Raw genomic sequence first — 20,602 nt, forward strand, 5'->3', positions numbered from 1 at the left:
ATTCCACCAAGTCGTTAACGGCATTATCAATGTGGTAACCATTACGTATGTCCGCGAACCGGGTCGCTATCGTGGGCGCCGGCCTGTCGGATTGTGGGCGGGTGCCTGACAAGACCGCGATGGCGCTGATGGCTCAAGCAGCGCGCCGCGCCATCGCCGACGCCGGTCTGACGAAAGACGACGTCGACGGTTTCGGCGGCCACGGAACCCTGCTGCCCCCCGCCGAGGTGAGCGAGTACCTCGGCCTGCGACCGTCCTGGGTGGACGCGACCAATGTCGGTGGATCGTCCTGGGAGGTCATGGCGGGGCACGCCGCCGACGCCATCGCCGCCGGCGTGATCGACGTGGCACTGCTGACATACGGATCAACGGCGCGGTCGGCCGTCAAACGCCGCGCACGCGCATCGGCGGCGGCGATGAGCACTGGCGGCGCCATGCAGTACGAGGCCCCATACGGCGCCACCCTGATCGCAAAGTATGCAATGGCCGCTAGGCGCCACATGATCGAATACGGCACCACCGCAGAGCAACTGGCCGAAGTCGCGGTCGCGGCCCACGAGTGGTCGGCGATGAACGACACCGCATTCGAGCGCGACCGGATAACTGTTGCCGACGTCGCCGCCGCGCCGATGCTCGCCGATCCTTTCACCTCCAAGCATGTGTGTCTGCGCACCGACGGCGGCGGCGCGGTGGTGCTGGCAAACGAGCGAGTGGCGAAGAATTGCGCCAAGGAGCCCATTTGGATTCTCGGTGCGGCCGACTCGACGTCGCATGTCAGCATGAGCGAGTGGGCCGACTTCACCACGTCGGCCGCGGCGCTGTCTGGTCCCCGCGCGTTCGCGCAAGCCGGTGTCGCGCCCGCCGACATCGATGTGTGTCAGCTCTATGACTCGTTTACGTCCACCATGCTGCTCACGGTGGAGGATCTGGGTTTTTGCGCCAAGGGTGAGGGTGGGCCGTTCATCGCATCGGGTGCGCTGCGTCCGGGCGGGGCGTTACCTACCAACACCGACGGCGGCGGTCTGGCCTCTTGCCATCCCGGCATGCGGGGAATGTTTTTGATGGTCGAAGCGACCAGGCAGCTGCGCGGCGAATGCGGCGCCAGACAGGTTGACGACGCGCGTCTGGCATGCGTGCATGCGATGGGAGGCTTTTTCACCCATAGCGCCACGATGATCCTCGGGAGGCAGTAGATGGACGTGCCGGTGGCCGCGAACCGGCCAACGATCGACTCCGACAGCGAATCGTGGTGGCAGGCCATCCAGGATCGCCGACTGATGATCAACGCGTGTGCCGGGTGCGGCCAGAACTCGCTCTATGCGCGCGCGTTGTGCCCGCACTGCTGGAGCGAGGACGTCGCGCTGGCACCGGCGTCCGGGCGGGCACGGCTCTACACGTGGACCGTGGTGCACCAGAATGCGGCGCCCTTCGATGCGTGCACGCCGTATGTGGTGGCAATGGTGGATCTCGACGAGGGTCCCCGACTGATGACGGCTCTGGAAGACTGCCCGGCCGAAAGCCTCTGTGCAGAAATGGAACTCACCATCGCCTTTCGCGATGACGATGACGGCTTTGTTGTCCCGGTTTTCCGGCCGACCGGCAAATCGGAAGACTGAGACTCAACCACCTGCGGCGAGGCGGTCGGCAAGCGCCCGCGGCCGGCCCGCCGAGCGCGCAGCGAGCTTGTTGCGCTCGACCTTGCCGTTGGCGTTGACCGGCAGCGGCTCGTTCCAGAACACCAGTTCCTCGGGCAGCTTGTACTTGGGCAGTCCCGCCGAGATGAGCGCGTCGGTGACCTTCGCGAGTGACATGTCGACGTCGCCGTCGAGCACCATGGCGACGGCCAGTCGTTCGCCGGTCGCGGCGTCGGCCACCGAGTATGCCGCGCAATTGCGCACCCCGGCGATCCTGGCCACGGCCTCCTCCACCTCGACGGCCGCGATCTTCAGACCGTTGCGAATGATGATGTCTTTCAGGCGCCCGACGATGCGCACCCGGCCTTGCGACATCTCGGCCACGTCGCCGGTGCGAAACCAGTCGCCATCGAACGCCTGCGCGTCGTCATCGGCGTCGGTGTACCCGAGGAACGCATGCGGGCCCCGTATGCAGCACTCGGTCGGATCGGCTGCGAATCCGACCTTCACCTCGACATCGTCCAACGCGACACCGTCGTCGGCGTGACGGACGTCCGCGGACTCCGACCGCAGACCAGACGTGCTCACTGGTACTTCGGACGAACCGTAGGCGCGCATCACAATGATCCCGAAGTCGTCTTCGATGCGGCTGACGATGCGCCGGTCCAGCACGGTCCCGCCCAAATAGACCGCTTGCAGCGGCACGTGCAGCCGGCGCGCCACCGCCTCGTCGAGCAGTCTGTCCAGCAAGCGATCGGGTCCGCCGTACCAGGTCGCACCCGACGAGACCAGCAGCTCACAGGTTTTGGCGGCATCCCAGTTGTCCTCGAGGATGACGGGCGCGCAGAGCATCGGTGCGATGACCAACGCCTGCAGCACTCCAGTCACCGACGCGAGCGGACTGATGAGAAAAATACGGTCTGCCGGGCCGAGTCCGGCTGCCGCGATGTAATTCGATGACGCCTTCATCAGCGTGCTCTGCGAGTGGATGACTCCCTTGGGCGCCGAGGTGGTTCCCGACGTGTAGAGCACGAGGGAGGGTTCGTCGGCCGCACGCCGAGATCGGTACGCAGTCTGCGATGCGGCATCGTCCAAAGCGATCCATGCAAAGTGCGCGGACATCCCTTTCCGAGGGGCCGCAGGCCAATTCGGCGCGACCCCGAACTCAGCACCGGTGCGCGCGATGATGTCGGCCACCTGCGCCTCGCCGGCGCTGCGAGGCGCCAACAGGACCACGGCATCCAGGCGCATCGTCGCATGAACGGCAACCACTGAATCCACGTCGTTACCCACGACCACAACGGTCGGTGTCGAAGCTCCAACGCCCGAAGCCGCCAAAGCGCCGCATGCCGCATCGATGCGCGCGTCGAGCTCGGCATAGCTGAGCTCGACCCCCCGGGCGCACAGAGCCAGCTTCCTCGGATGTCGTGCCGCGGCAGCACGAACGATGTCGGCGGGCTGGCCCGACCAGAACCCGGCCTCACGGTATCGGTCCCGCAATGCCGTCGCGCGCCGCTGCGCACATTGCAAGAGAGCCGGCGCGCCCCTCATGGATGCCCTCCGATGCAAATGCTGGTTCTCACTGAGAGTAAATGTAACCTCTCACCATGCCGTCAATGAATTTCGATGATCAGGTCGCCATTGTCACCGGTGCAGGGGGTGGCCTCGGCCGTTGTCATGCCCTTGAGCTCGCCCGCCGGGGCGCGCGCGTAGTGGTCAACGACCTGGGCAGCGCAGTGGACGGCACCGGTGCGTCAATATCGGCCGCGCAGGCGGTAGTTGACGAGATCACGTCGGCGGGCGGCACGGCGATCGCCAACGGCGACTCGGTCGCTACCGAAAAGGGCGGCGCGGCCATCGTTGCGGCAGCCATGGACGCATACGGACAGGTCGACATTCTCATCAACAACGCGGGAATTCTGCGTGACGCGGCATTCAAGAACATGACCGCCGATCAGGTGGATGCGGTCATTTCCGTCCACCTGTCCGGGGCGTTCCACGTCACCCGCGCCGTATGGCCGGTCATGCGCGAGCGGAACTATGGACGGATAGTCCAAACGACCTCGGGTACCGGCTTGTTCGGAAACTTCGGGCAGGCCAATTACGGCGCGGCCAAGATGGGACTCGTCGGCATGATGCACGTGCTCGCCATCGAGGGAGCACGAAACGGCATCGCCATCAACGCGGTTGCCCCCATCGCAAGGACGCGCATGACCGAGACCATCATGGGCGGAGCCGCTAAGGCGATGGACCCTGAGTTGGTGACTCCGGTCGTGGTTTATCTGTCGCATCGCGACTGCGACCGCACTGCCCACATTTATTCGGTGGGAGCGGGCAAGGTGTCGCGGGTATTCATCGGCGTGACCAAAGGAATCGAGAACACCTCGCTCACTGCGGAATCCGTCGTTGAGGCGATCGACGAGATCGATGACGCCGCGACCTTCAGGATCCGCGGTGGGCCAGCCAAGGAGTGAGGGTCAGCGGCCCAAGAACCGCGGTTCGCGGCGCTCCGCGAACGACTGCAGGCCCTCCTGAAGATCGGTGGTGCGCGACACCGCCTCCTGTGCCCACGCCTCCTGCTGAAAAGCTCGATCACGGCCGGACTCCGAGGAAACCAAGAGCAGTCGCTTGGTGTGCCCGAGCATCACCGTCGGGCCGGCGGCAAGCCGGCTGACCAGCTTCTCTGCCTCCGCGCCCGTAACGTCCGGTGCGGCCACGCGGTTGACCAGTCCCAACCGCTCACAGGTGGCGGCGTCAACGGGTTCGCCGAGCATCAGCAGCTCGGTGGCCTTACGCAGCCCCACGATCCTCGTCAGCAGATGGATGGCGCCGGAATCAGGCAGCACCCCGCGATGCACGAACGCCGCGACAAGCTTTGCCTCCGTGGACATGACGACGAGATCGCATGCGAGCACCAGGCTGATTCCTGCACCGGCCGCGGTTCCCGTCACCGCAGCGACCACCGGCTTATCGCAGTCGAGGATCGATGCGACCAGCCTCTGCCATCCGTTCTGCAGCATGCGAGCAACGTCCCCTGATCGCTTGTCGGCAACCGGCGGCCGGGGCGCTGATCCAGCGGGCAACCCGGCCCCCGCGCAGAAATGCCGCTGCCCAGTCGCGCCCAGTAACACCGCGCGCACCGCTGGGTCGTCGCCAGCGCGCTGAAAAGCCTCGGTCAGCGCGTCACGAGCCAACGGTGACAACGAATTTCCCACATCAGGCCGGTCGATGGTGATGCGACAAACGCCGTCCGCACCAACGGCCTCCAGGATCCCTGGCTGCTGCTCACTCAACTCACTCACCCCTGCCGTTAACGGCGTTTCCGCTTTTCGGGTATCTTAATTTCCACAGTTGTCCGGGCCACGATATTCGCCAGAACTGAGGAGGCGCGCCATGACCCGCTCTTCTCAACCGGGCCAAATCACCGATGAGGGGCTGGCCAGGTTGCGTGGCACCATCGGCATCGCCGTTCCGCACACCCAGCCGCCGCACTACGTCCGCCCCAACGAGGACACCTTCCGCCACGTCGCCGAAGCCTACGGTGACGCCAATCCCATGTGGACCGATCCGGATTACGCCGCAAAGTCGGTGTGGGGTGAATCGATCGCGCCGCCGGCACTGGTCGGTGGTGACACGTTGATCGGCGAAGACGAAGTCACCGAGCTCTCCGAGGAGGACCGGGCCCTGACCAAGGGCGACCCGCTGCGCGGGGTGCACGCGTTTTACGCGTCGTCCGCACGAGAGTGGTGGGCTCCGCTGCGGGCCAACCACCGGGTATTCAGGCGCAACGCGCTAGTCGCCGCGATCGACAAGAGCAGTGAGTTCGCCGGTCGGGCGATTCACGAATGGTCGGCGCAAGTCTTCCGGGACGACGAGGGCACCATTCTCGGCGGCCAGTACCGCAACATGATCCGCACCGAGCGCAGCAAGGCTCGCGGCCGCAAGAAATACGAGTCGATCCAACTCAAGACCTGGACAGCCGAGGAGATCGCCGAGATCGACGAAAGCTACGCGCGGGAATCCCCACGTGGTGCTGAACCGCGGTGGTGGGAAGACGTCGACGAGGGCGACGCCGTCGGCACGTTGACCAAGGGACCGCTCACCGTCACCGACATGGTCTGCTGGCATGTCGGCATGGGCACCGGTATGTACGGGGTCCGTCCCCTGCGGTTGGCGTGGCGCAACCGGCAACGCATTCCCCGCTTTTACACCCCGAACGACCGCGGTGTACCCGATGCGCAGCAGCGCGTGCACTGGGAACCGGACGCGGCCCGAAATGCCGGCAACCCCAACACTTTCGACTACGGTCGGATGCGTGAGACGTGGTTGATCCATCTGTGCACGGACTGGATGGGGGACGACGCCTGGTTGTGGAAGCTGGACTGTGAGTTCCGGTTGTTCAACTACGTGGGTGATTTGCACACAATCACCGGCACCGTGACTCGAAAGTACCTCGCCGAAGGCGAGCGCCCCGCCGTCGATGTCGAACTCGCGGCGACCAACCATCGCAACGAGATCACCACGCCGGGACACGCGACCATCCTGTTACCCAGCCGGGACCGCGGTCCGGTCCGGCTGCCGGATCCGCCCGGCGGAGCGACGAACCTGACGGATCTGCTCGCGGCCGTGTCGGCTGAATTCGCAGAACGGTGACAGCTGCCGTGAAATATGCGAGCGTTCCAGGGCTTTCGGCCGAGCAGCAGGGCCCGGTGCTGTGCCTCACCCTGGACCGCGCTGAGCGTCGCAACGCCGTCGATGACACGATGCTCGACGCATTGATCGAATATCTCGCCACCGCAGGGGTCGATGAGGCGGTGCGTGTCATCCGCATCGACGCCGACGGACCGGACTTTTGCGCGGGATCCGATCTCATCGCGAACAACGCGAAGTCGGAGCGAAAACCGCGGGTGGGCAGTACTCAGCGCCGGCTACCGAACAAGGCCAACCGGCTCATCCCGTTGATGCTGGAGACACAGGTGCCGATCGTCGCGGTGGTCCGCGGCTGGGCGGCCGGGTTGGGGTTTCACATCGCGTTGGCGTCCGACTTCTGCCTGGCCGCCGACGACGCTCGGTTCTGGGAACCGTTCATGGCCCGCGGGTTCACACCGGACAGCGGCGCCGCATGGTTGCTGCCACGCCTAATCGGGATGGTGCGCACCAGACAGTTGCTGATGCTCGGCGAGGAGATCTCCGGCGCCACCGCGGCCGACTGGGGCATCATCCACCGCGCTTACGCACCCGAGCAATTGACCTCTGGCGCGGAGCAGCTTGTCGCCAAACTCGGTGAGGCGCCCACGGTTGCCCTCGGTCTCACCAAGTGGCTGCTGCACAGCGGCAACGGGCTCGATCTCGACCGCCATCTCCAGAACGAGGCCCTCGCGCTGGAATTGTCAAGTCGCAGTGACGATTTCAAAGAGGGCCTCGCGGCCTTCCGTGACAAGCGCGACGCAAAGTTCCAGGGCCGATGAAGGCCGCTGCGGGATCATGACCCGCTTGCCGATCACCCCCGACTCCTCCGCCGCCGCCGCCGTCGAGGCGGTGCGGCAGTGGATCGATGCGGAGGTGCCCGCAGCGTGGCGGGCGGCCGCCGCCGAGGGGCCTGCAGCCCTGCGGAGGGTCCGCACCGCGGCCGATTACCGGGATTGGTATCCGGCATTCGCCGACTCGGGACTGGTTGCACCGACCTGGCTTCCGGAGCACGGTGGCCTCGGCGTCGACAACGACACCGCACATGCGATTGAGGCGGTTCTCGCCCCGCTCCGGCTCACGCGGCTGAATCCCTTGGGGCTCAACAACGCCGCGGCAGCGTTGTTCATTCACGGCACCGAGGAACAGCGACGGCGCTTCCTGCCGCCCATTGTCCGCAACGAAGAGAAATGGTGTCAGCTCTTCAGCGAACCCGGCGCAGGTTCCGATCTCGCGTCGTTGGCGACCCGCGCCGTACGCGACGGCGATCACTGGGTGATCTCCGGGCAGAAGGTGTGGACCACGTGGGCGGACGAGGCGGACTTCGCGATCCTGCTGGCGCGCACCGATCCGGGCCAGCCCAAACACCAGGGCATCACCTACTTCCTGCTCGACATGCACCAACCGGGCGTCGACGTGCGACCGCTGCGCCAGATCACTGGCGAAGCTGAATTCAACGAAGTCTTCCTCGACGGCGCGCGGGTGCCCGACGAGCATCGGGTCGGGGAGATCAACGACGGCTGGCGAGTTAGCGCGTCAACCCTGTCCAGTGAGCGGCAGATGGTTTCCGGATCGGGATCCGGTGGTATGGGCCGCCTCGGTGGTTTCGGCGCCGAGCGCTTGATCTCCCTGGCCCAAGAAATCGGGCGTTGGGACGACCCCGTGGTCCGAGGCAAGGTCATGCGTCTGTGGGCGCAGGAGCAGATCCGTGGCTGGACCAATGCGCGCGTGCGCGCAGCACTTTTGGCCGGCCAGTCGCCCGGTGCGGCGTCCTCGATCGGCAAGGTCCATCAGGCCACACTCAATCAACAGATCCAGGATCTGATGCTCGATTTGCTGGGCACCGCCGCGGTGGCGTGGCCGGCGACCGGCGATCCTGATGCGTTGCCCCGGGAGGTGCAGGGCATGCTGCGCAGCCTGGCCAACGCCACCGAGGGCGGCACGACCGACATCAACAAGAACATCCTCGGCGAGCGTGTGCTCGGGCTGCCCAAGGAGCCTGATCCGTGGAAGGGTAAGCCCTGGAAAGAAATTCCACGCTCGTGAGCGGCTACGAGCGGTTAATCGTCGAGAAGTGCGACTCCGTAGGCTGGCTGATCCTGAACCGGCCGGATGCCGGCAACGCGTTCGATGCACTGATGCTCGACGAACTCGAGGCCGCATGGGCCGAGTTGGATGCCGACCGCGACGTGCACGTGATCGTCAATGCCGCCAACGGCAAGGCGTTCTGCACCGGCATGGACGTCGTGCAGGTGGCTCGCGACAAGGCGGCCATGCGGCGGCACTCGCGCCGGACCAGGGACGCCGAGCTGAAGATCTCGTCGTGGCACTGCGAGGTGTGGAAGCCGGTGATCGCGGCGGTTAACGGGGTGTGCGCTGGCGGGGGCCTGCACCTGGTCGCCGACGCCGACATCGTGATCGCCGCCGAACAGGCTTCGTTCGTTGACCCGCATGTCTCGGTGGGGCAGGCCGTCGCGTACGAGGCAATCACACTGCTGCGTAAGTCTCCGATGGAGGCGATCACCCGAATGACGCTGATCGGCAAGGGTGAGCGTATCTCGGCGCAGCGGGCATACGAACTGGGCATCGTCTCGGACGTCGTGCCAGCCGATCAGCTTCGGGCGACCGCCGGCCGCCTGGCCGCCGGTGTCGCAACCAACTCCCCTACCGCGATGCGCGCCACCAAGAAAGCATTGTGGCATTCCCTCGAAGTCGGCCTGTCCGCAGCCAAACGTGCCGCCAGCGAGGAGATTTGGCGGTTGCGCAACCACCCCGACCATGCCGAGGGCGTACGCGCCTGGCGTGACAAGCGATCCGCGCGGTGGCAGCCGCTCGACCCCGCGGAGGTTTCGTGAGCTATCAAAGGTTGATCGTCGAGCGGCGCGGCCCGGTCGGCTGGATCATCAACAACCGGCCCGATCGACTCAATGCGTACGACGCGATGATGCGGGCGGAGTTCCCGAGGGCGTGGTCGGAATTGGACGCGGATCCCGGTGTGCGCGTCATCGTGCACACCGGTAATGGCAGGGCGTTTCAGGTGGGTGCCGACGTCGAGGACCTGGACGGCGAGGCGGTGCAGCAGTTCCAGGAGTCGATGCGCACGCTGGACCTGAAGTTGACGGGCTGGCATTGCAATGTGGGAAAGCCCGTCATCACCGCCGTCAACGGGGTGTGCGCCGGCGGCGGACTGCATTGGGTCGCCGACGCCGACATCGTCATCGCGGCGTCCGATGCGACCTTCGTCGACCCGCACGTCTCCATCGGCCAGGTCAGCGCGTTGGAGACGATCGCCCTGATGCGAAAGATGCCCGCCGAGGCGGTGTTGAGGATGGCGCTCGTCGGCAGCCACGAACGACTGACCGCCCAACGCGCCTACGAGCTCGGGATGATCAGCCAGATCGTCGACCCGCCCGACAGGCTCCGCGACGTCGCACAGGAACTGGCCGAGAAGATCGCTATGAATTCGCCCGCGGCGATGCGGGCGACCAAGCGCGCGTTGTGGGGAGCGCTCGAATACGGCTTGACCGATGCGTGCCGAGCGGGTGCCAACCACTTGACGTCGATGTGGGGCCATCCCGACCAAAATGAGGGACCACAGGCGTTCGCCGACAAGCGCACTCCCAATTGGCTACCGCTGGAGCCTGACTCGTGAGTCTTGCCGCGCTGCTGGCCAGCCTGCCCGATACGGCCGTGCACACGTTGACCACCGATGTCTCGCGCGACGACCTCAGCGTGAGCGCGGACCGCCTGGCCGCAATACTCGACGAAGCCGGTCTGGTGACCGGACAAGTCATCGCGGCGATGCTGCCCAATGACGCCGGGACGGTCGCCGCACTGTTCGGGACATGGCGTGCCGGTGGGGTTTACACACCACTCAACCCCCGGGCCGCCGACGCAGAGGTGGCGTCCCAACTCGCGACATTGCGGCCGGCGGTAGTGATAACGACACCCGAACTGGCCCATCGGTTCTCGGCGGCCGAGTTGCCGGTGGTGGCTGGATCGAACTTGATGTGGTCGCTCTCGCCATCGTCTGTACAACCGCCCGATCCGCGGCAGTACGACGCGGACGTGGCGCTGCTGCAGTTCACGTCGGGAACCACCGGGCCGCCGAAGCCGGTGCCGCTGCGTCATGCAACGGTGCTCGACCTGATCGACCGGCTGTTGGCCAAGCTCCGCGGCGCAAAACCGGCGGCGGCCCAAGCGGATCGGACACCGATGCCCAACCTCGTTCCGCTCTCACTGTCCTTGTGGGCCGGCATCTACCAGGTGCTGTTCGCCTTTCGGGCGGGCTCGGGGGTCGTGCTGATGGACAAGTTCTCACCCGCCGAGTTCGCCACGCTGGTCAAGCGACATCAATTGCGTTCCACGGTTTTACCCCCCGCTGCGTTGACGATGGTCCTGCACGACGAGTCGGTCACCGACCTGTCGCCGCTGAAGATCGTGCGATCGATCACCGCTCCCCTTTCCCCCGTGCAAGCAGGTCGGTTCCGGGACAAGTACGGGGTGATCGTGCTCAACTCCTACGGCCAAACCGAGCTCGGCGGCGAAGTCGTCGGATGGTCGGCCGCCGACGCGCGGGAATGGGGCGAGACCAAGCTCGGCTCGGTCGGACGCCCGCTGCCCGGCATTGACGTCACAATCACCGACGACGAGGTGATGGTCCGCACGCCGACGACCGCCGCTCGAAAGATCGACCCGGCCTTCCTCGACAGGCTCACCGATGACGGCTGGTTTCACACCGGTGACCTCGGGTGGTTCGACGACGACGGGTTCCTGTGGCTGGACGGCCGAGTGTCGGACATGATCAACCGCGGTGGGCTGAAGGTCTTCCCGGGCACGGTGGAGGACGTACTGCTGGCCGCCGAGGGGGTACGCGACGCGGCGGTGGTCGGGATTCCAGACGAGAGACTCGGCGAGGTGCCCTGGGCGTTCGTCGCCCGTCACGCTCCCGGCCTGTCCGAAGACGACCTGATCGCCTGGTGCCGCGAGCGTCTGACGCCCTACCGCGTGCCTGTGCGGGTGGTGTTCGTTGATGAGCTGCCGCGCAACGATGTCGGCAAGGTCGTCAGACGCAAACTGGCCGCCATGGCTAGCGCCTGAGCTTTTCGTCGGCCGCGACCCCTGGGCATCGACGTTGGAAACGTCTATTCTCAATTCAGAGAGTGATGTTACCTTGCAACGTAAACTTGCATTTTTGCTGAAGCCCTGGAGGTCGGATCGTGTGGCAAGAACTAGTCCGGATGGCCGTGACCTGGGCGGTGATGTGCGGCCTGGTCGCATTCTTCTACTGGATGATGGGCAACATCGGCACGTTCTGAGCGACCATAAGGCTTTTCGGCACACCAATTAGGAGAACGCATGGACGACCTGGACCGCCGGCGTAAGCGGGGACTCATCGCCTTTCAGATTTTCGTCTACGGAATGTTGATCGCGATGTTTGCAATTCAGCTGCAAATGTATCTGACCAGGCACTGGTAGCGACATGACTTTTCCGATCAAGGCCGCCGCCGGCGGGTCGCTAAGCATGGGCGAACACGAACAGCAAAGTCGAGCGATCCAGCGGCGCGCCGACCGATGGCTCATTGCCGGAACAGGCCTGATGGGCACGCTCGTGCTCGGCATCGCTGGGCTCCCCATCTTCTGTCGCGGCCTTTACCTGCTGCGGAAGGCGCAGCGCGGGGGCCTGTCCGTACGTCCGACGATGGTCACGCTGATCGGCTTCGTGATCATCCTGGATGCTGCGCTCAACAGCATCGGTTGGGCGTTGGACCTGTTCGCCAACCACGCCCTGATCACCCGCACCGTGTTCACCGCGTGGGGCAACCTGATCGACGCCGGTTACTTTTGGCATTACAACGAGCTATGGATCGGCGGTGCCGGCGCACCGGGCGAGAAGGCGTGGGTCATGGTATGCGTTCTCATCGCATTCCCCATGCGCATAGCCGCGGCGATCGCGTTCCTCCAGATGAAGCGATGGGGTCATCAATGGCTGATCGTGACCTGCTGGTTCGGGATCATCGTGTGGATGGGCTACATCTTCAACATGACGATGTACGCCGACGTGCGCTATACCGCAGTAGGTTTCCCGGTTATCGGGTGGTGGGCGTTCAACGTCTTCTACATCACGCCGTTCCTCGCAATTCCATACCTACACAGCGTCAATCGGGAGATCTTCTCCGACTAGCCGAGCCGAGAAAGGGCTACCGTGTCTGATTCCATTACCCAGAAAGAGGATTCGGCCGATTCCCTACCGATCGGCACCACCTCAACGTGGGTGCGAATGCATAGATGGCTCAAGCGCGCGCTGTACATCTGTCTCTTCGGGTTGGTCATCGAGGGATCGCTGACAGTCCCGGTGATGGCCGTCTGGTACGGCTGGCCGACGCTGTCACTCACCGAAATCTGCAGCGAACTGATGAAGGTGCGCTTTTCCGATGATGCGCTGGAGTGCCAGCAGCCGTACCCCCTCGGCGGGCCGCCGTTCGGCGGTGCACCGGAGGCCGCCGGCCAGCGAACGGCCAAGGACGACTGGGGTATTCAGCCCAAGCCGCGCTATGAGCGTATTGGCTTCAGGGAGTTGGTCAGGATTCATCAAGAACGCATCGCGCACCAATCGGCAAGCCCCACCACGCCGCGTCATTGAACGTCGACACATATTCACCGCCGGTGAGCACCGCAGTCCTGGGATCCCACGACGTCGTCTCGGGCGCCGTCGCCAACAGCCTCGGTTCTGCTGTTCACCAGCTCGACGCGCCGCTCCCCCTCGGCCTAGACGGCGTCGTTATCGTGACGGGTAGCGGTGCACGACCGACCCCTCTGACGGCCATCGAGGAGGTCGACTGGCGTCGACTCGCAGAACAGCCGATGCGACAGACGCTGACGGCTCTCCAGCGCTCGCACGCGTCGATGTGCGGCCGAGGCGGCCGGATCGTCCTTATCGTGCCGAGCATAGGAATGAGCGGAGCGGCCGATCTCGTGCCCTACACCACGGCCATCGAGGGGATTAGAGCGATGGCGAAGTCCGCCGCCCGACAGTGGGCCCCTGGAATCGTCCTCAACATGATCGCTGTTCCCGCAAGCCTGTTCGCGCCGGCACTGAGCGGTGCCACGTCTCATTTGACAGCTGCTGCCGTCGGCGACGATCGCGGGCTCATCGATACGATCGCCGAAGCAACGAAATTCCTACTAAGCACTGAAATCACCCATCTCGTCGGCGCGACCGTCGTCGTCGACGGCGGATCGGTGATGTCTCCATGAGCCTCGATGCGTTGACCGTGCTTGTCACGGGCGCGGGCGGCGGAGTCGGTAGGGGCATCGCGCTCGCGTCCGCGGCTGACGGAGCCCACGTCCTCGTTGCCACACGGTCGGAGAACGGACAGGCAGTGGCAGACGAGATCACCGCTCGAGGGCAGTTGGCGACCTGGGTTCGCTGCGACGTCACCCTGTCAGACTCGGTCGCTGATGCCGTCGCGCAAGCGATACACACCACCGGACGGCTCGATGCGGTTGTGCACAACGCGACGAGTAACTCATCGAGCCAGCCGCACCAGCTTGTCCAGGTCGACGATGGCCTCTGGGAGGAACACTATTCGGTGTCGGTCGGCGGGGCCTATCGTTGTGCGTCGGCAGCATTCGAATCTCTCAGCGCCCGAGGAGGATCACTGGCGGTCATGACCTCGCCGGCGGGTATGGAGGGAAGCGCGACACTCCCCTTATACGCGACGATGAAGGGTGCGCTGCGTGGTTTCGCCAAGAGCCTGGCACGCGAATGGGCGCCGCACGGCATCACCGTGAACGTGGTATCGCCGCTTGCGTATTCGCCGGCGATGACCGCCGCGATCGAGGCCGATCCCGCGATGGCGGAGAGGTTGTCCCGCAGAATCCCGCTGGGACGCATCGGCGATCCAGAGCACGATATCGGGTCGGCCGTGGCATTCCTGATCGGCCCCGACGCTCGCTACGTCACCGGCCAGACACTGGGCGTCGATGGGGGTCATTTCATGAGCCGTTAGGCCCGGTAGCGGCCGTAAAGCGCCGCTTGCTATCTTGAGAATCAATATTCTCACTCATGTTGGAGGCGCTGGTGACCGACGGAAAAGCATTCGAGGTCTGGGATGCCGACAACCACATGTACGAGACCATCGATGCCTACACGCGCTACCTGCCGGAGAAATATTCCGAGGCGCTGAAATTCGTCGACGTGAACGGCCGCAAGAAGCTGCAGATCCTCGGCGTGGTCACCGAGTGCATCCCGAACCCGACCTACGAGGTGATCCCGACGCCGGGCGCGTGGGCCGACTACTACCGCGGCATCAATCCCGAGGGCAAGTCGCTGCGTGAACTGGCCGAGCCCATCCGCTGCCCCGACGCGTTCCGGCGTCCGGACCTGCGGCTGGAGCTGATGGACAGTCAAGGCGTCGACGGCGCGTTGATGTTCCCGACCACGGCAGGCATGCTCGAGGAACGAACCAAGTCGGACACCGAACTGACCCACGCGGTGACGCACGCCTTCAACCGCTGGCTGCTCGACGACTGGACTTTCAATTACCAAGATCGCATCTTCCCCGTGCCCGCGATCTCACTCAACGATCCGGCCGAAGGGGTCAAGGAGCTCGAGTGGTGCCTGGCGAACGGGGCCAGGACGGTGCTGATCCGGCCAGCCCCGGTACCGCGTGCAGACGGCACGTCCCGCTCGCCCGCGCTCCCTGAATTCGACGACTTCTGGCGGCTCGTAGAGTCATCGGGCATCTCGGTGCAGATGCACAACTCGGACTCCGGCTACGACCGTTACGTCGACGACTGGGAAGGCGGCGACGAGTTCCAGGGGTTCCAGCTCACCAAGCTTCGCGGGTTCATCTACGAGGAGAGTCGCCACATCTTCGATACGCTCGCGGCGTTCATCGCCCATGGAGTGTTCGAGCGCTTTCCCGGCCTACGCATCGGCGTGGTCGAGAACGGCGGGTCGTGGGCCCAGCGGCTAATGGACGTGTTCGATCGGGTATATCGCAAGAAACCCAAGGACTTCAGCGCACACCCCTGCGAACTCTTCCGCAAGCACGTTTGGGTCAACCCGTTCCACGAAGAGGACATGTCGCACCTCATCGACGTGCTGGGCGCTGACCGGGTGATGTTCGGTTCGGACTTTCCGCATCCGGAGGGACTCGCCCACCCCGCGGAATTCGTCCAGGAACTCGCGAACCTTCCCGCCGACACCACGGCGCAGGTGATGGGCGGCAATTTGAAGCAGCTCATCGGCCTCTAATACGTCAGGCGCCGAACCGCGCACGCAGTTCGTTCTTCAGCACCTTCCCAGTGAGGTTTCGCGGCAGCGCTTCCACCAATTCAAGTCGCTCGGGGTATTTGTGGCGACTCAAGCCTTGACCCTCGCAATGCTCCGCCAATGTGTCGAGGGTGACATCACTTCCGGGTTCAGCGACCACGATCGCGCAAACACGTTCGCCCGTACGAGGATCCGGGACGCCGATGACCGCGACGTCCGCGACGGCCCGATGCGTGGCCAGTACGCCCTCGATCTCCAGCGCCGAGATGTTCTCCGCATTGCGGATGATCGCGTCCTTGATACGACCGGTGACCACGACGTTTCCGTCGGCGTCAATGCGGCCCCGATCGCCGCTGCGGAACCAACCCTCGGCATCGAATGCGTCGGCGTTCAGGGCTTCATCGACATAGCCCAGGAAGCATTGCGGTCCTTTGAGCCGCAGTTCGCCCTCCTCTCCCGATTCGACTTCGCGTCCGAAATCGTCGACGACACGGACGGATACCCCGGCTACCGGGCGGCCTACCGTATGGTCGAGCACCTCGGGCGCTCCGTCCGGCGGTGGTGAGGTCACGACTGGAAATTCGGTCAGCCCCCAGGCGTTCGCCACCCCGGCGACCGAAAACGTCTCGCGGACTTGACGTCCCAGCTCGGCAGTGATCGGCGCCCCACCGCCGACACAACCGCGCAGATCGGGGAAGAGTGGATCAGCGCCGTGCTCTCGCTGTGCTGCCATGAAGGCGACAAAGAACGGTGTAGCCGAGCCCAGCATCGTCGGCCGGTGCGCAGCGATCGCCTTCGGGGTGAGCACTGGATCGAACTCGTCGAACAGCACCAGTCGCATGCCGGTCAGCAGGCTCGCTGCCAACATCGCCGCACCGCCGATGTGTGACACCGGAAACGCGATCGGATTGACGTCGTCGCTGGATGCACCGAACATTCCCACCACCCCGGCCGAGCCTGCGATCACCGAGCGATCGCAATGCCGGACGCCTTTCGGCGCCGCGGTGGTACCCGACGAGTAGTAAACCCACCGTGGCAGCGTCTCCGAGGTAGGAGGTGCGGGCAGCGGTGCGGGATCGACTGCAGGAAGCCGAAGGCCCTCACCGACACGGGCCGCATGATCAATGACCAAAACCGTCATCGGCTGCTCTCGTGCCAGCGCGTCGGCCAGTGCGACATGGTCGAACCCACGCCACGAACCTGGCACGATGATCACCTCGGTGCCGAGTTGCACTGTCGCGAAGCGGACTTCACTCTCGCGCCAGATCGGCAGGATTGGATTTTGCACGGCGCCGAGGCGGGTCAGCGCCACCATGACGACCATCGTCTCGAGCGTGGTCGGCAGCTGCCAGGACACCACAGTGCCGTCGCGAATCCCGCGCTGCGCCAACGCCGCCGCGGTGCGCTCCGCCGCATCGCGCAACTCTGCATTTGTCAGGCTCCGGCCGTAATCGTCGACGAGCACGATTCGCTCTGGATGCGTGCGGGCCGCTTCTTCAACCAAGCCCCAATAGGTTCCGGTCATCAGCCGCTCGGAAGCAACAACCGACGTTTGGCGAGGATGTTGCGCATCATTTCGTTGCTTCCGCCGGAAATCGTATACGCGCGCGACCACAGCCAGCATTCTCGTAGACGTTGTTTGGCCTGCTCGATACTCGGGTCGGCGCCCATCGTGCATACCGTCGCGGCGAGCTCGGCGCCGTACACCGAAACCCGGTGATACGTCTCGGCAAAGCTGAGCTTGGCGATCGAACCGTCACCCGGCTTCTCGGCGCCGACGACGAGACGATCGACATGATCGTCGATAAAAGCCTTCGCCACCTCGACTTCGACGGCCAACTCGGCGACTGCCTGCCGGATGTCATCGTGCTCGAACGCCGGGATCCCGTCGAGGGTGGCATTGCGCGTCACCGTCACCAGGTCATCGATCAGCAGCTGGAGCAGAATGACGTTTCCGCCGATGCCGAAGCGTTCGAAGTCCAAGCCCGCCATGATGATCGACCACCCTTGGCCGGGCCTGCCGATCAGGCTCATCGCGGGCACCGTTACGCCGCCGAGGAAAACTTCGTTCACCTCGACCGCTTCGTTGATGGTCCGGATCGGACGGACCTCGACGCCAGGCGTTGACATTGGCACCGCGAACACCGAGAGGCCCTGGTGGCGCGATGAATTCGGGTCGGTACGGATGAGCGCCAACCCCATGTCGGCCCAGTGCCCGTCGGTGATCCAAATCTTTTGGCCGTCGATCACCCACGTTCCGTCGGGTTGCTCGACCGCCCTGCTGCGCACTGCGGCGATATCGCTGCCTGCATCGGGCTCGCTGAGCAACTGACACCAGATGTGCTCGCTGCGGCGAATCGGCGGCAGCCATGCGGCCTTCTGCTCGTCCGACCCGAAGTGCAGCAGCACGTGGGCCGCAAGGTTGACCTGGTCGACGGGTCGCGGAGCACGGGCACGCAGGAGTTCCTCGCTGAGGATGCGGTCATGCAGCGGGTGGTGGTCGGCGCGTCCGCCGTGCTCGGCGGGCCAGTCGGCGCCGAGGAAGCCGGCGTCGAACAACGTGGCGAACCACTTCCGCAATTGCCCTTCCTGCTCAGGGTTTTCCGGCGCCCGGCGTCCTTCCTGCGCGGCGAATGGAGGTGCGTGTTCGGCGATATGCGCCCTGACCCGGTGCCTGTACTCGGTCAGCTGCGCTTCGCTGGGCCGGGCGGGGGCGGCGCTCACCAACCCGACCTCTCCGCGAGTAACGCACGACTGGAGCGAGCCGTGCCGAGCAGATAGCCGTTCGTAAATACCCGGCGCAACTCGTGGTGCAAGGGGTACTCCCAGGTGAATCCGATACCGCCCGAGAGCTGCATGCACTCGTCGACGGCGGCGGCTGCTTTCGCGGCGACGAATGCGTGCGCCGCGGCGGACAACGCGATGGCGTCGTCTGAAATTTCGTCGGCCTCGAGGGCACGGGCGGCCTTCATGATGACCGCGCGTGCCTTCGCCTCGAAGACCAATAGATCCACCAGCCGGTGTTGCACCGCCTGGAAACTCGCGATCGGCACACCGAAGGCGATGCGCCCCTTCAGGTATGCGACCAGCCGCTCGAATGTGGTCGAAAAGGCTCCCAGCGAATCCGCGCTGAGCAGAACCCTCGCGACCGCGAGCATCCGATCCGCTTGTTCGGGTCCACCGATCAGCACGCTCGCGGCCCCGGAAAGGTCAAAGCGCCATGCTGCGCGGCTGACATCCAATAACTCGTCATCTCGGCTCCTCGGCATTGCGGCCGACACCTCAAACAGATGGATTCCGTTGCGCCCCAGTGTGACCAAGAGGTCGATGACATTGCCGCTCGCCACCCGTACCGTGTCGCCCGCCAGCGTGCAGCCGGCCGTCGTGGTCCCGTCGAGCATCGCCTGCAACCATCGATCGCGCAGCTCGGCGGGCGCCGAGGCCAACGCCGCGGCAGATAGCACACAACCGAACCACGCCGACGCGTTTCGCGCGCGGCCGAGCTCTTCCGCAACGACTGTCGTCTCCACAGGACGCCATCCGCTGCCGCCAAGATCCTCCTCGACGAGCAGCCCGGTCCAATCCATGGCCGCGAGCTCTTTGACCGAATCCTGCGCGATCCGTCCGCTCAGGAAATCGCGCGCCGTTTCGCGCAACAGACCGAGGTCGACGCCATCCTCGTCCGCATTACCCATCGAGTCCTAGCTCCGCCCTATCAACTGATTCGCATTGTCGCGCATGATTCGCTTCTTGGCGGCGTCGTCGAGCGGATCGAGCAACTTGACGAAGTCAGCCGGCTCGGCCAACCCTTCTGCATGCGGGTAGTCGGAGCCCATCACGAGACAGTCGTCGTAGCCCAAGCTGCTGACGATCGCAGGCGTATCGTCTTCGGGATACGGCACAACTCGAACGTGCTGCCGGAAGATGGCAGACGGCTTTTCCGTCAGTTTCCCGCCGATCCACGGGCCGTTTCGGCCCATGCCGCGGCTCTTGTCCATGTGTTTCGTGAAGAAGGGCACCCACTCTGCACCGTGTTCGGCTACCAGCACGTTCAACCCGGAAAAACGGCCGAAGAGGTTGTCGAAGATCAGCGCCGAGAGGGTGTCCTCGATCGGGCGTTGGCCGTAGACGTTCATCCACTGCCAGGCAGACATGTGCCACGAGGCCGGATCTGCGCAGTGCCCCCAGGCAGGTGAGATCGCATCGAAGTACCAGAAGGGCATGATGTGGAACACCAGGACACAGCCGGCTTCCTGAAGTCGCGCGTAAATCGGGTCAAAGTAGGGATCCCCCGGAGATCGGCCGTATGCCGGGCCCGTCGGCAGCAGGACAAACTTCGCACCCTGCGCGATCAATTCGTCGGTTTCGGCGACGGCTGAGTCTAGGTCGCGAAGTGACAGCAGCCCGGTCGCGTAGATACGGTCCTGGTAGTTGAAGCCCCATTCCTCGTCGAACCATCGGTTGAACGAACGAAGATTCGCGTATAGCGCGGGCGTGTCGTCAACGTAGTGCTCGGCAGACAGCGCCATGCCGCTCGGATAGATGACCATCCGCTCGACGTTCTGCTTTTCCATTACCGCGAGCCGGGCTGAACGCTCGATGTATTCGGGCTGCATGGGCTGCGGCTCGTAGGACTCCTCCGGGTTGCCGGATCCCATCTGCCTGAGCATCTCTTTCAACGATCCAGGGCGGTATGCGACGTCCAGACCCAGGCCCCCTTCACTGTTGAAGGTCGCGACGCGGTGGCCGGCGAGAATTACCTCGACCCCGTCGGCTCCGCGCACGGTGGTGATCGCCCGATCCTGGAACTCCTTGGGCAGGTAGCGGGTAAACGCATCACGCGTCTCGTAGCAATGGGTGTCGCAGTCGAAGATCCCGTACTCGAGTTTCGTCGTCACCACGCGGCTCCTTCGTGCGAGAATGGTGATTCTCCTATTTCAGAAAAGATACTATCCTTTCCCGGCAATGCCTATCCCGGGTCGGGCGGGCAGACCCACACCAA

At 64.7% G+C, this 20,602-nt stretch carries 20 protein-coding genes; 14 read left to right on the forward strand and 6 right to left on the reverse strand.

What is annotated here, in order from left to right:
* The first annotated feature begins 47 nt into the window (after positions 1–47).
* Positions 48–1,193, forward strand: coding sequence for an acetyl-CoA acetyltransferase (locus AC5Y7E_RS09045; RefSeq protein ID WP_499948570.1), 1,146 nt, complete (start codon positions 48–50; stop codon positions 1,191–1,193).
* Positions 1,194–1,616, forward strand: a complete 423-nt coding sequence (locus AC5Y7E_RS09050; RefSeq protein WP_499948571.1) for a Zn-ribbon domain-containing OB-fold protein — start codon at positions 1,194–1,196, stop codon at positions 1,614–1,616.
* 3 nt (positions 1,617–1,619) lie between these two features.
* On the opposite strand, the gene AC5Y7E_RS09055 is transcribed toward AC5Y7E_RS09050, so the two are convergent.
* A complete protein-coding gene (locus tag AC5Y7E_RS09055) occupies positions 1,620–3,134 on the reverse strand; it encodes a class I adenylate-forming enzyme family protein (protein WP_499948830.1) in 1,515 nt (504 codons plus the stop codon).
* A gap of 107 nt (positions 3,135–3,241) precedes the next feature.
* On the opposite strand from AC5Y7E_RS09055, the gene AC5Y7E_RS09060 reads away from it, so the two are divergent.
* On the forward strand, positions 3,242–4,108 hold the full coding sequence (locus tag AC5Y7E_RS09060; RefSeq protein ID WP_499948573.1) for an SDR family NAD(P)-dependent oxidoreductase: 867 nt from the start codon (positions 3,242–3,244) through the stop codon (positions 4,106–4,108).
* Positions 4,109–4,111: 3 nt separating this feature from the next.
* Here the strand turns inward: AC5Y7E_RS09060 and AC5Y7E_RS09065 are convergent, their stop codons facing one another.
* Positions 4,112–4,936 (reverse strand): enoyl-CoA hydratase/isomerase family protein, encoded by an 825-nt coding sequence (locus AC5Y7E_RS09065; protein ID WP_499948574.1) that lies wholly within the window; start codon positions 4,934–4,936, stop codon positions 4,112–4,114.
* Positions 4,937–5,027: 91 nt separating this feature from the next.
* Between AC5Y7E_RS09065 and AC5Y7E_RS09070 the strand changes: the two genes are divergently transcribed.
* The 11 genes from AC5Y7E_RS09070 (at position 5,028) to AC5Y7E_RS09120 (ending at position 15,582) form a co-directional block, all read left to right on the forward strand.
* Positions 5,028–6,287 (forward strand): hotdog family protein, encoded by a 1,260-nt coding sequence (locus tag AC5Y7E_RS09070; RefSeq protein WP_499948575.1) that lies wholly within the window; start codon positions 5,028–5,030, stop codon positions 6,285–6,287.
* 8 nt (positions 6,288–6,295) lie between these two features.
* Positions 6,296–7,102 carry an enoyl-CoA hydratase/isomerase family protein gene (locus AC5Y7E_RS09075; protein WP_499919986.1) on the forward strand — a complete coding sequence of 269 codons (807 nt, stop codon included), beginning with the start codon at positions 6,296–6,298 and terminating at the stop codon, positions 7,100–7,102.
* A gap of 16 nt (positions 7,103–7,118) precedes the next feature.
* Positions 7,119–8,366, forward strand: a complete 1,248-nt coding sequence (locus AC5Y7E_RS09080) for an acyl-CoA dehydrogenase family protein (RefSeq protein ID WP_499948576.1) — start codon at positions 7,119–7,121, stop codon at positions 8,364–8,366.
* Positions 8,363–9,175 (forward strand): enoyl-CoA hydratase/isomerase family protein, encoded by an 813-nt coding sequence (locus AC5Y7E_RS09085; protein ID WP_499919984.1) that lies wholly within the window; start codon positions 8,363–8,365, stop codon positions 9,173–9,175. Before AC5Y7E_RS09080 ends, AC5Y7E_RS09085 begins: the two co-directional genes overlap by 4 nt.
* Entirely contained in the window at positions 9,172–9,972 is an 801-nt protein-coding gene (locus AC5Y7E_RS09090; RefSeq protein ID WP_499919983.1) for an enoyl-CoA hydratase/isomerase family protein, read from the forward strand. Before AC5Y7E_RS09085 ends, AC5Y7E_RS09090 begins: the two co-directional genes overlap by 4 nt.
* On the forward strand, positions 9,969–11,420 hold the full coding sequence (locus AC5Y7E_RS09095) for a class I adenylate-forming enzyme family protein (protein ID WP_499948578.1): 1,452 nt from the start codon (positions 9,969–9,971) through the stop codon (positions 11,418–11,420). The genes AC5Y7E_RS09090 and AC5Y7E_RS09095 overlap by 4 nt, the downstream gene beginning before the upstream one ends.
* A gap of 424 nt (positions 11,421–11,844) precedes the next feature.
* The gene (locus AC5Y7E_RS09100; RefSeq protein WP_499948831.1) at positions 11,845–12,504 is read left to right on the forward strand and encodes a hypothetical protein; all 660 of its coding nucleotides are present in this window, start codon (positions 11,845–11,847) and stop codon (positions 12,502–12,504) included.
* Between the two features lie 96 nt (positions 12,505–12,600).
* The gene (locus tag AC5Y7E_RS09105) at positions 12,601–12,963 is read left to right on the forward strand and encodes a hypothetical protein (protein WP_499948832.1); all 363 of its coding nucleotides are present in this window, start codon (positions 12,601–12,603) and stop codon (positions 12,961–12,963) included.
* A 23-nt stretch (positions 12,964–12,986) separates the two neighbouring features.
* Entirely contained in the window at positions 12,987–13,577 is a 591-nt protein-coding gene (locus AC5Y7E_RS09110; RefSeq protein WP_499948579.1) for an SDR family oxidoreductase, read from the forward strand.
* Positions 13,574–14,332: an SDR family NAD(P)-dependent oxidoreductase gene (locus AC5Y7E_RS09115; protein WP_499948580.1), complete on the forward strand. Its 759-nt coding sequence runs from the start codon at positions 13,574–13,576 to the stop codon at positions 14,330–14,332. Before AC5Y7E_RS09110 ends, AC5Y7E_RS09115 begins: the two co-directional genes overlap by 4 nt.
* 56 nt (positions 14,333–14,388) lie before the next feature.
* Positions 14,389–15,582 carry an amidohydrolase family protein gene (locus AC5Y7E_RS09120; RefSeq protein ID WP_499948582.1) on the forward strand — a complete coding sequence of 398 codons (1,194 nt, stop codon included), beginning with the start codon at positions 14,389–14,391 and terminating at the stop codon, positions 15,580–15,582.
* 4 nt (positions 15,583–15,586) lie between these two features.
* On the opposite strand, the gene AC5Y7E_RS09125 is transcribed toward AC5Y7E_RS09120, so the two are convergent.
* The 4 genes from AC5Y7E_RS09125 to AC5Y7E_RS09140 are packed head-to-tail and all read right to left on the reverse strand — an operon-like array spanning position 15,587 to position 20,498.
* Entirely contained in the window at positions 15,587–17,125 is a 1,539-nt protein-coding gene (locus tag AC5Y7E_RS09125) for a class I adenylate-forming enzyme family protein (RefSeq protein ID WP_499948583.1), read from the reverse strand.
* Positions 17,125–18,324 (reverse strand): acyl-CoA dehydrogenase family protein, encoded by a 1,200-nt coding sequence (locus AC5Y7E_RS09130; protein ID WP_499948584.1) that lies wholly within the window; start codon positions 18,322–18,324, stop codon positions 17,125–17,127. The genes AC5Y7E_RS09125 and AC5Y7E_RS09130 overlap by 1 nt, the downstream gene beginning before the upstream one ends.
* On the reverse strand, positions 18,321–19,295 hold the full coding sequence (locus AC5Y7E_RS09135) for an acyl-CoA dehydrogenase family protein (RefSeq protein ID WP_499948586.1): 975 nt from the start codon (positions 19,293–19,295) through the stop codon (positions 18,321–18,323). Before AC5Y7E_RS09135 ends, AC5Y7E_RS09130 begins: the two co-directional genes overlap by 4 nt.
* A gap of 6 nt (positions 19,296–19,301) precedes the next feature.
* Entirely contained in the window at positions 19,302–20,498 is a 1,197-nt protein-coding gene (locus AC5Y7E_RS09140) for an amidohydrolase family protein (protein WP_499948588.1), read from the reverse strand.
* Positions 20,499–20,602 lie beyond the last annotated feature (104 nt).

It is taken from the genome of Mycobacterium sp. NGS17 (genome assembly GCF_059813205.1).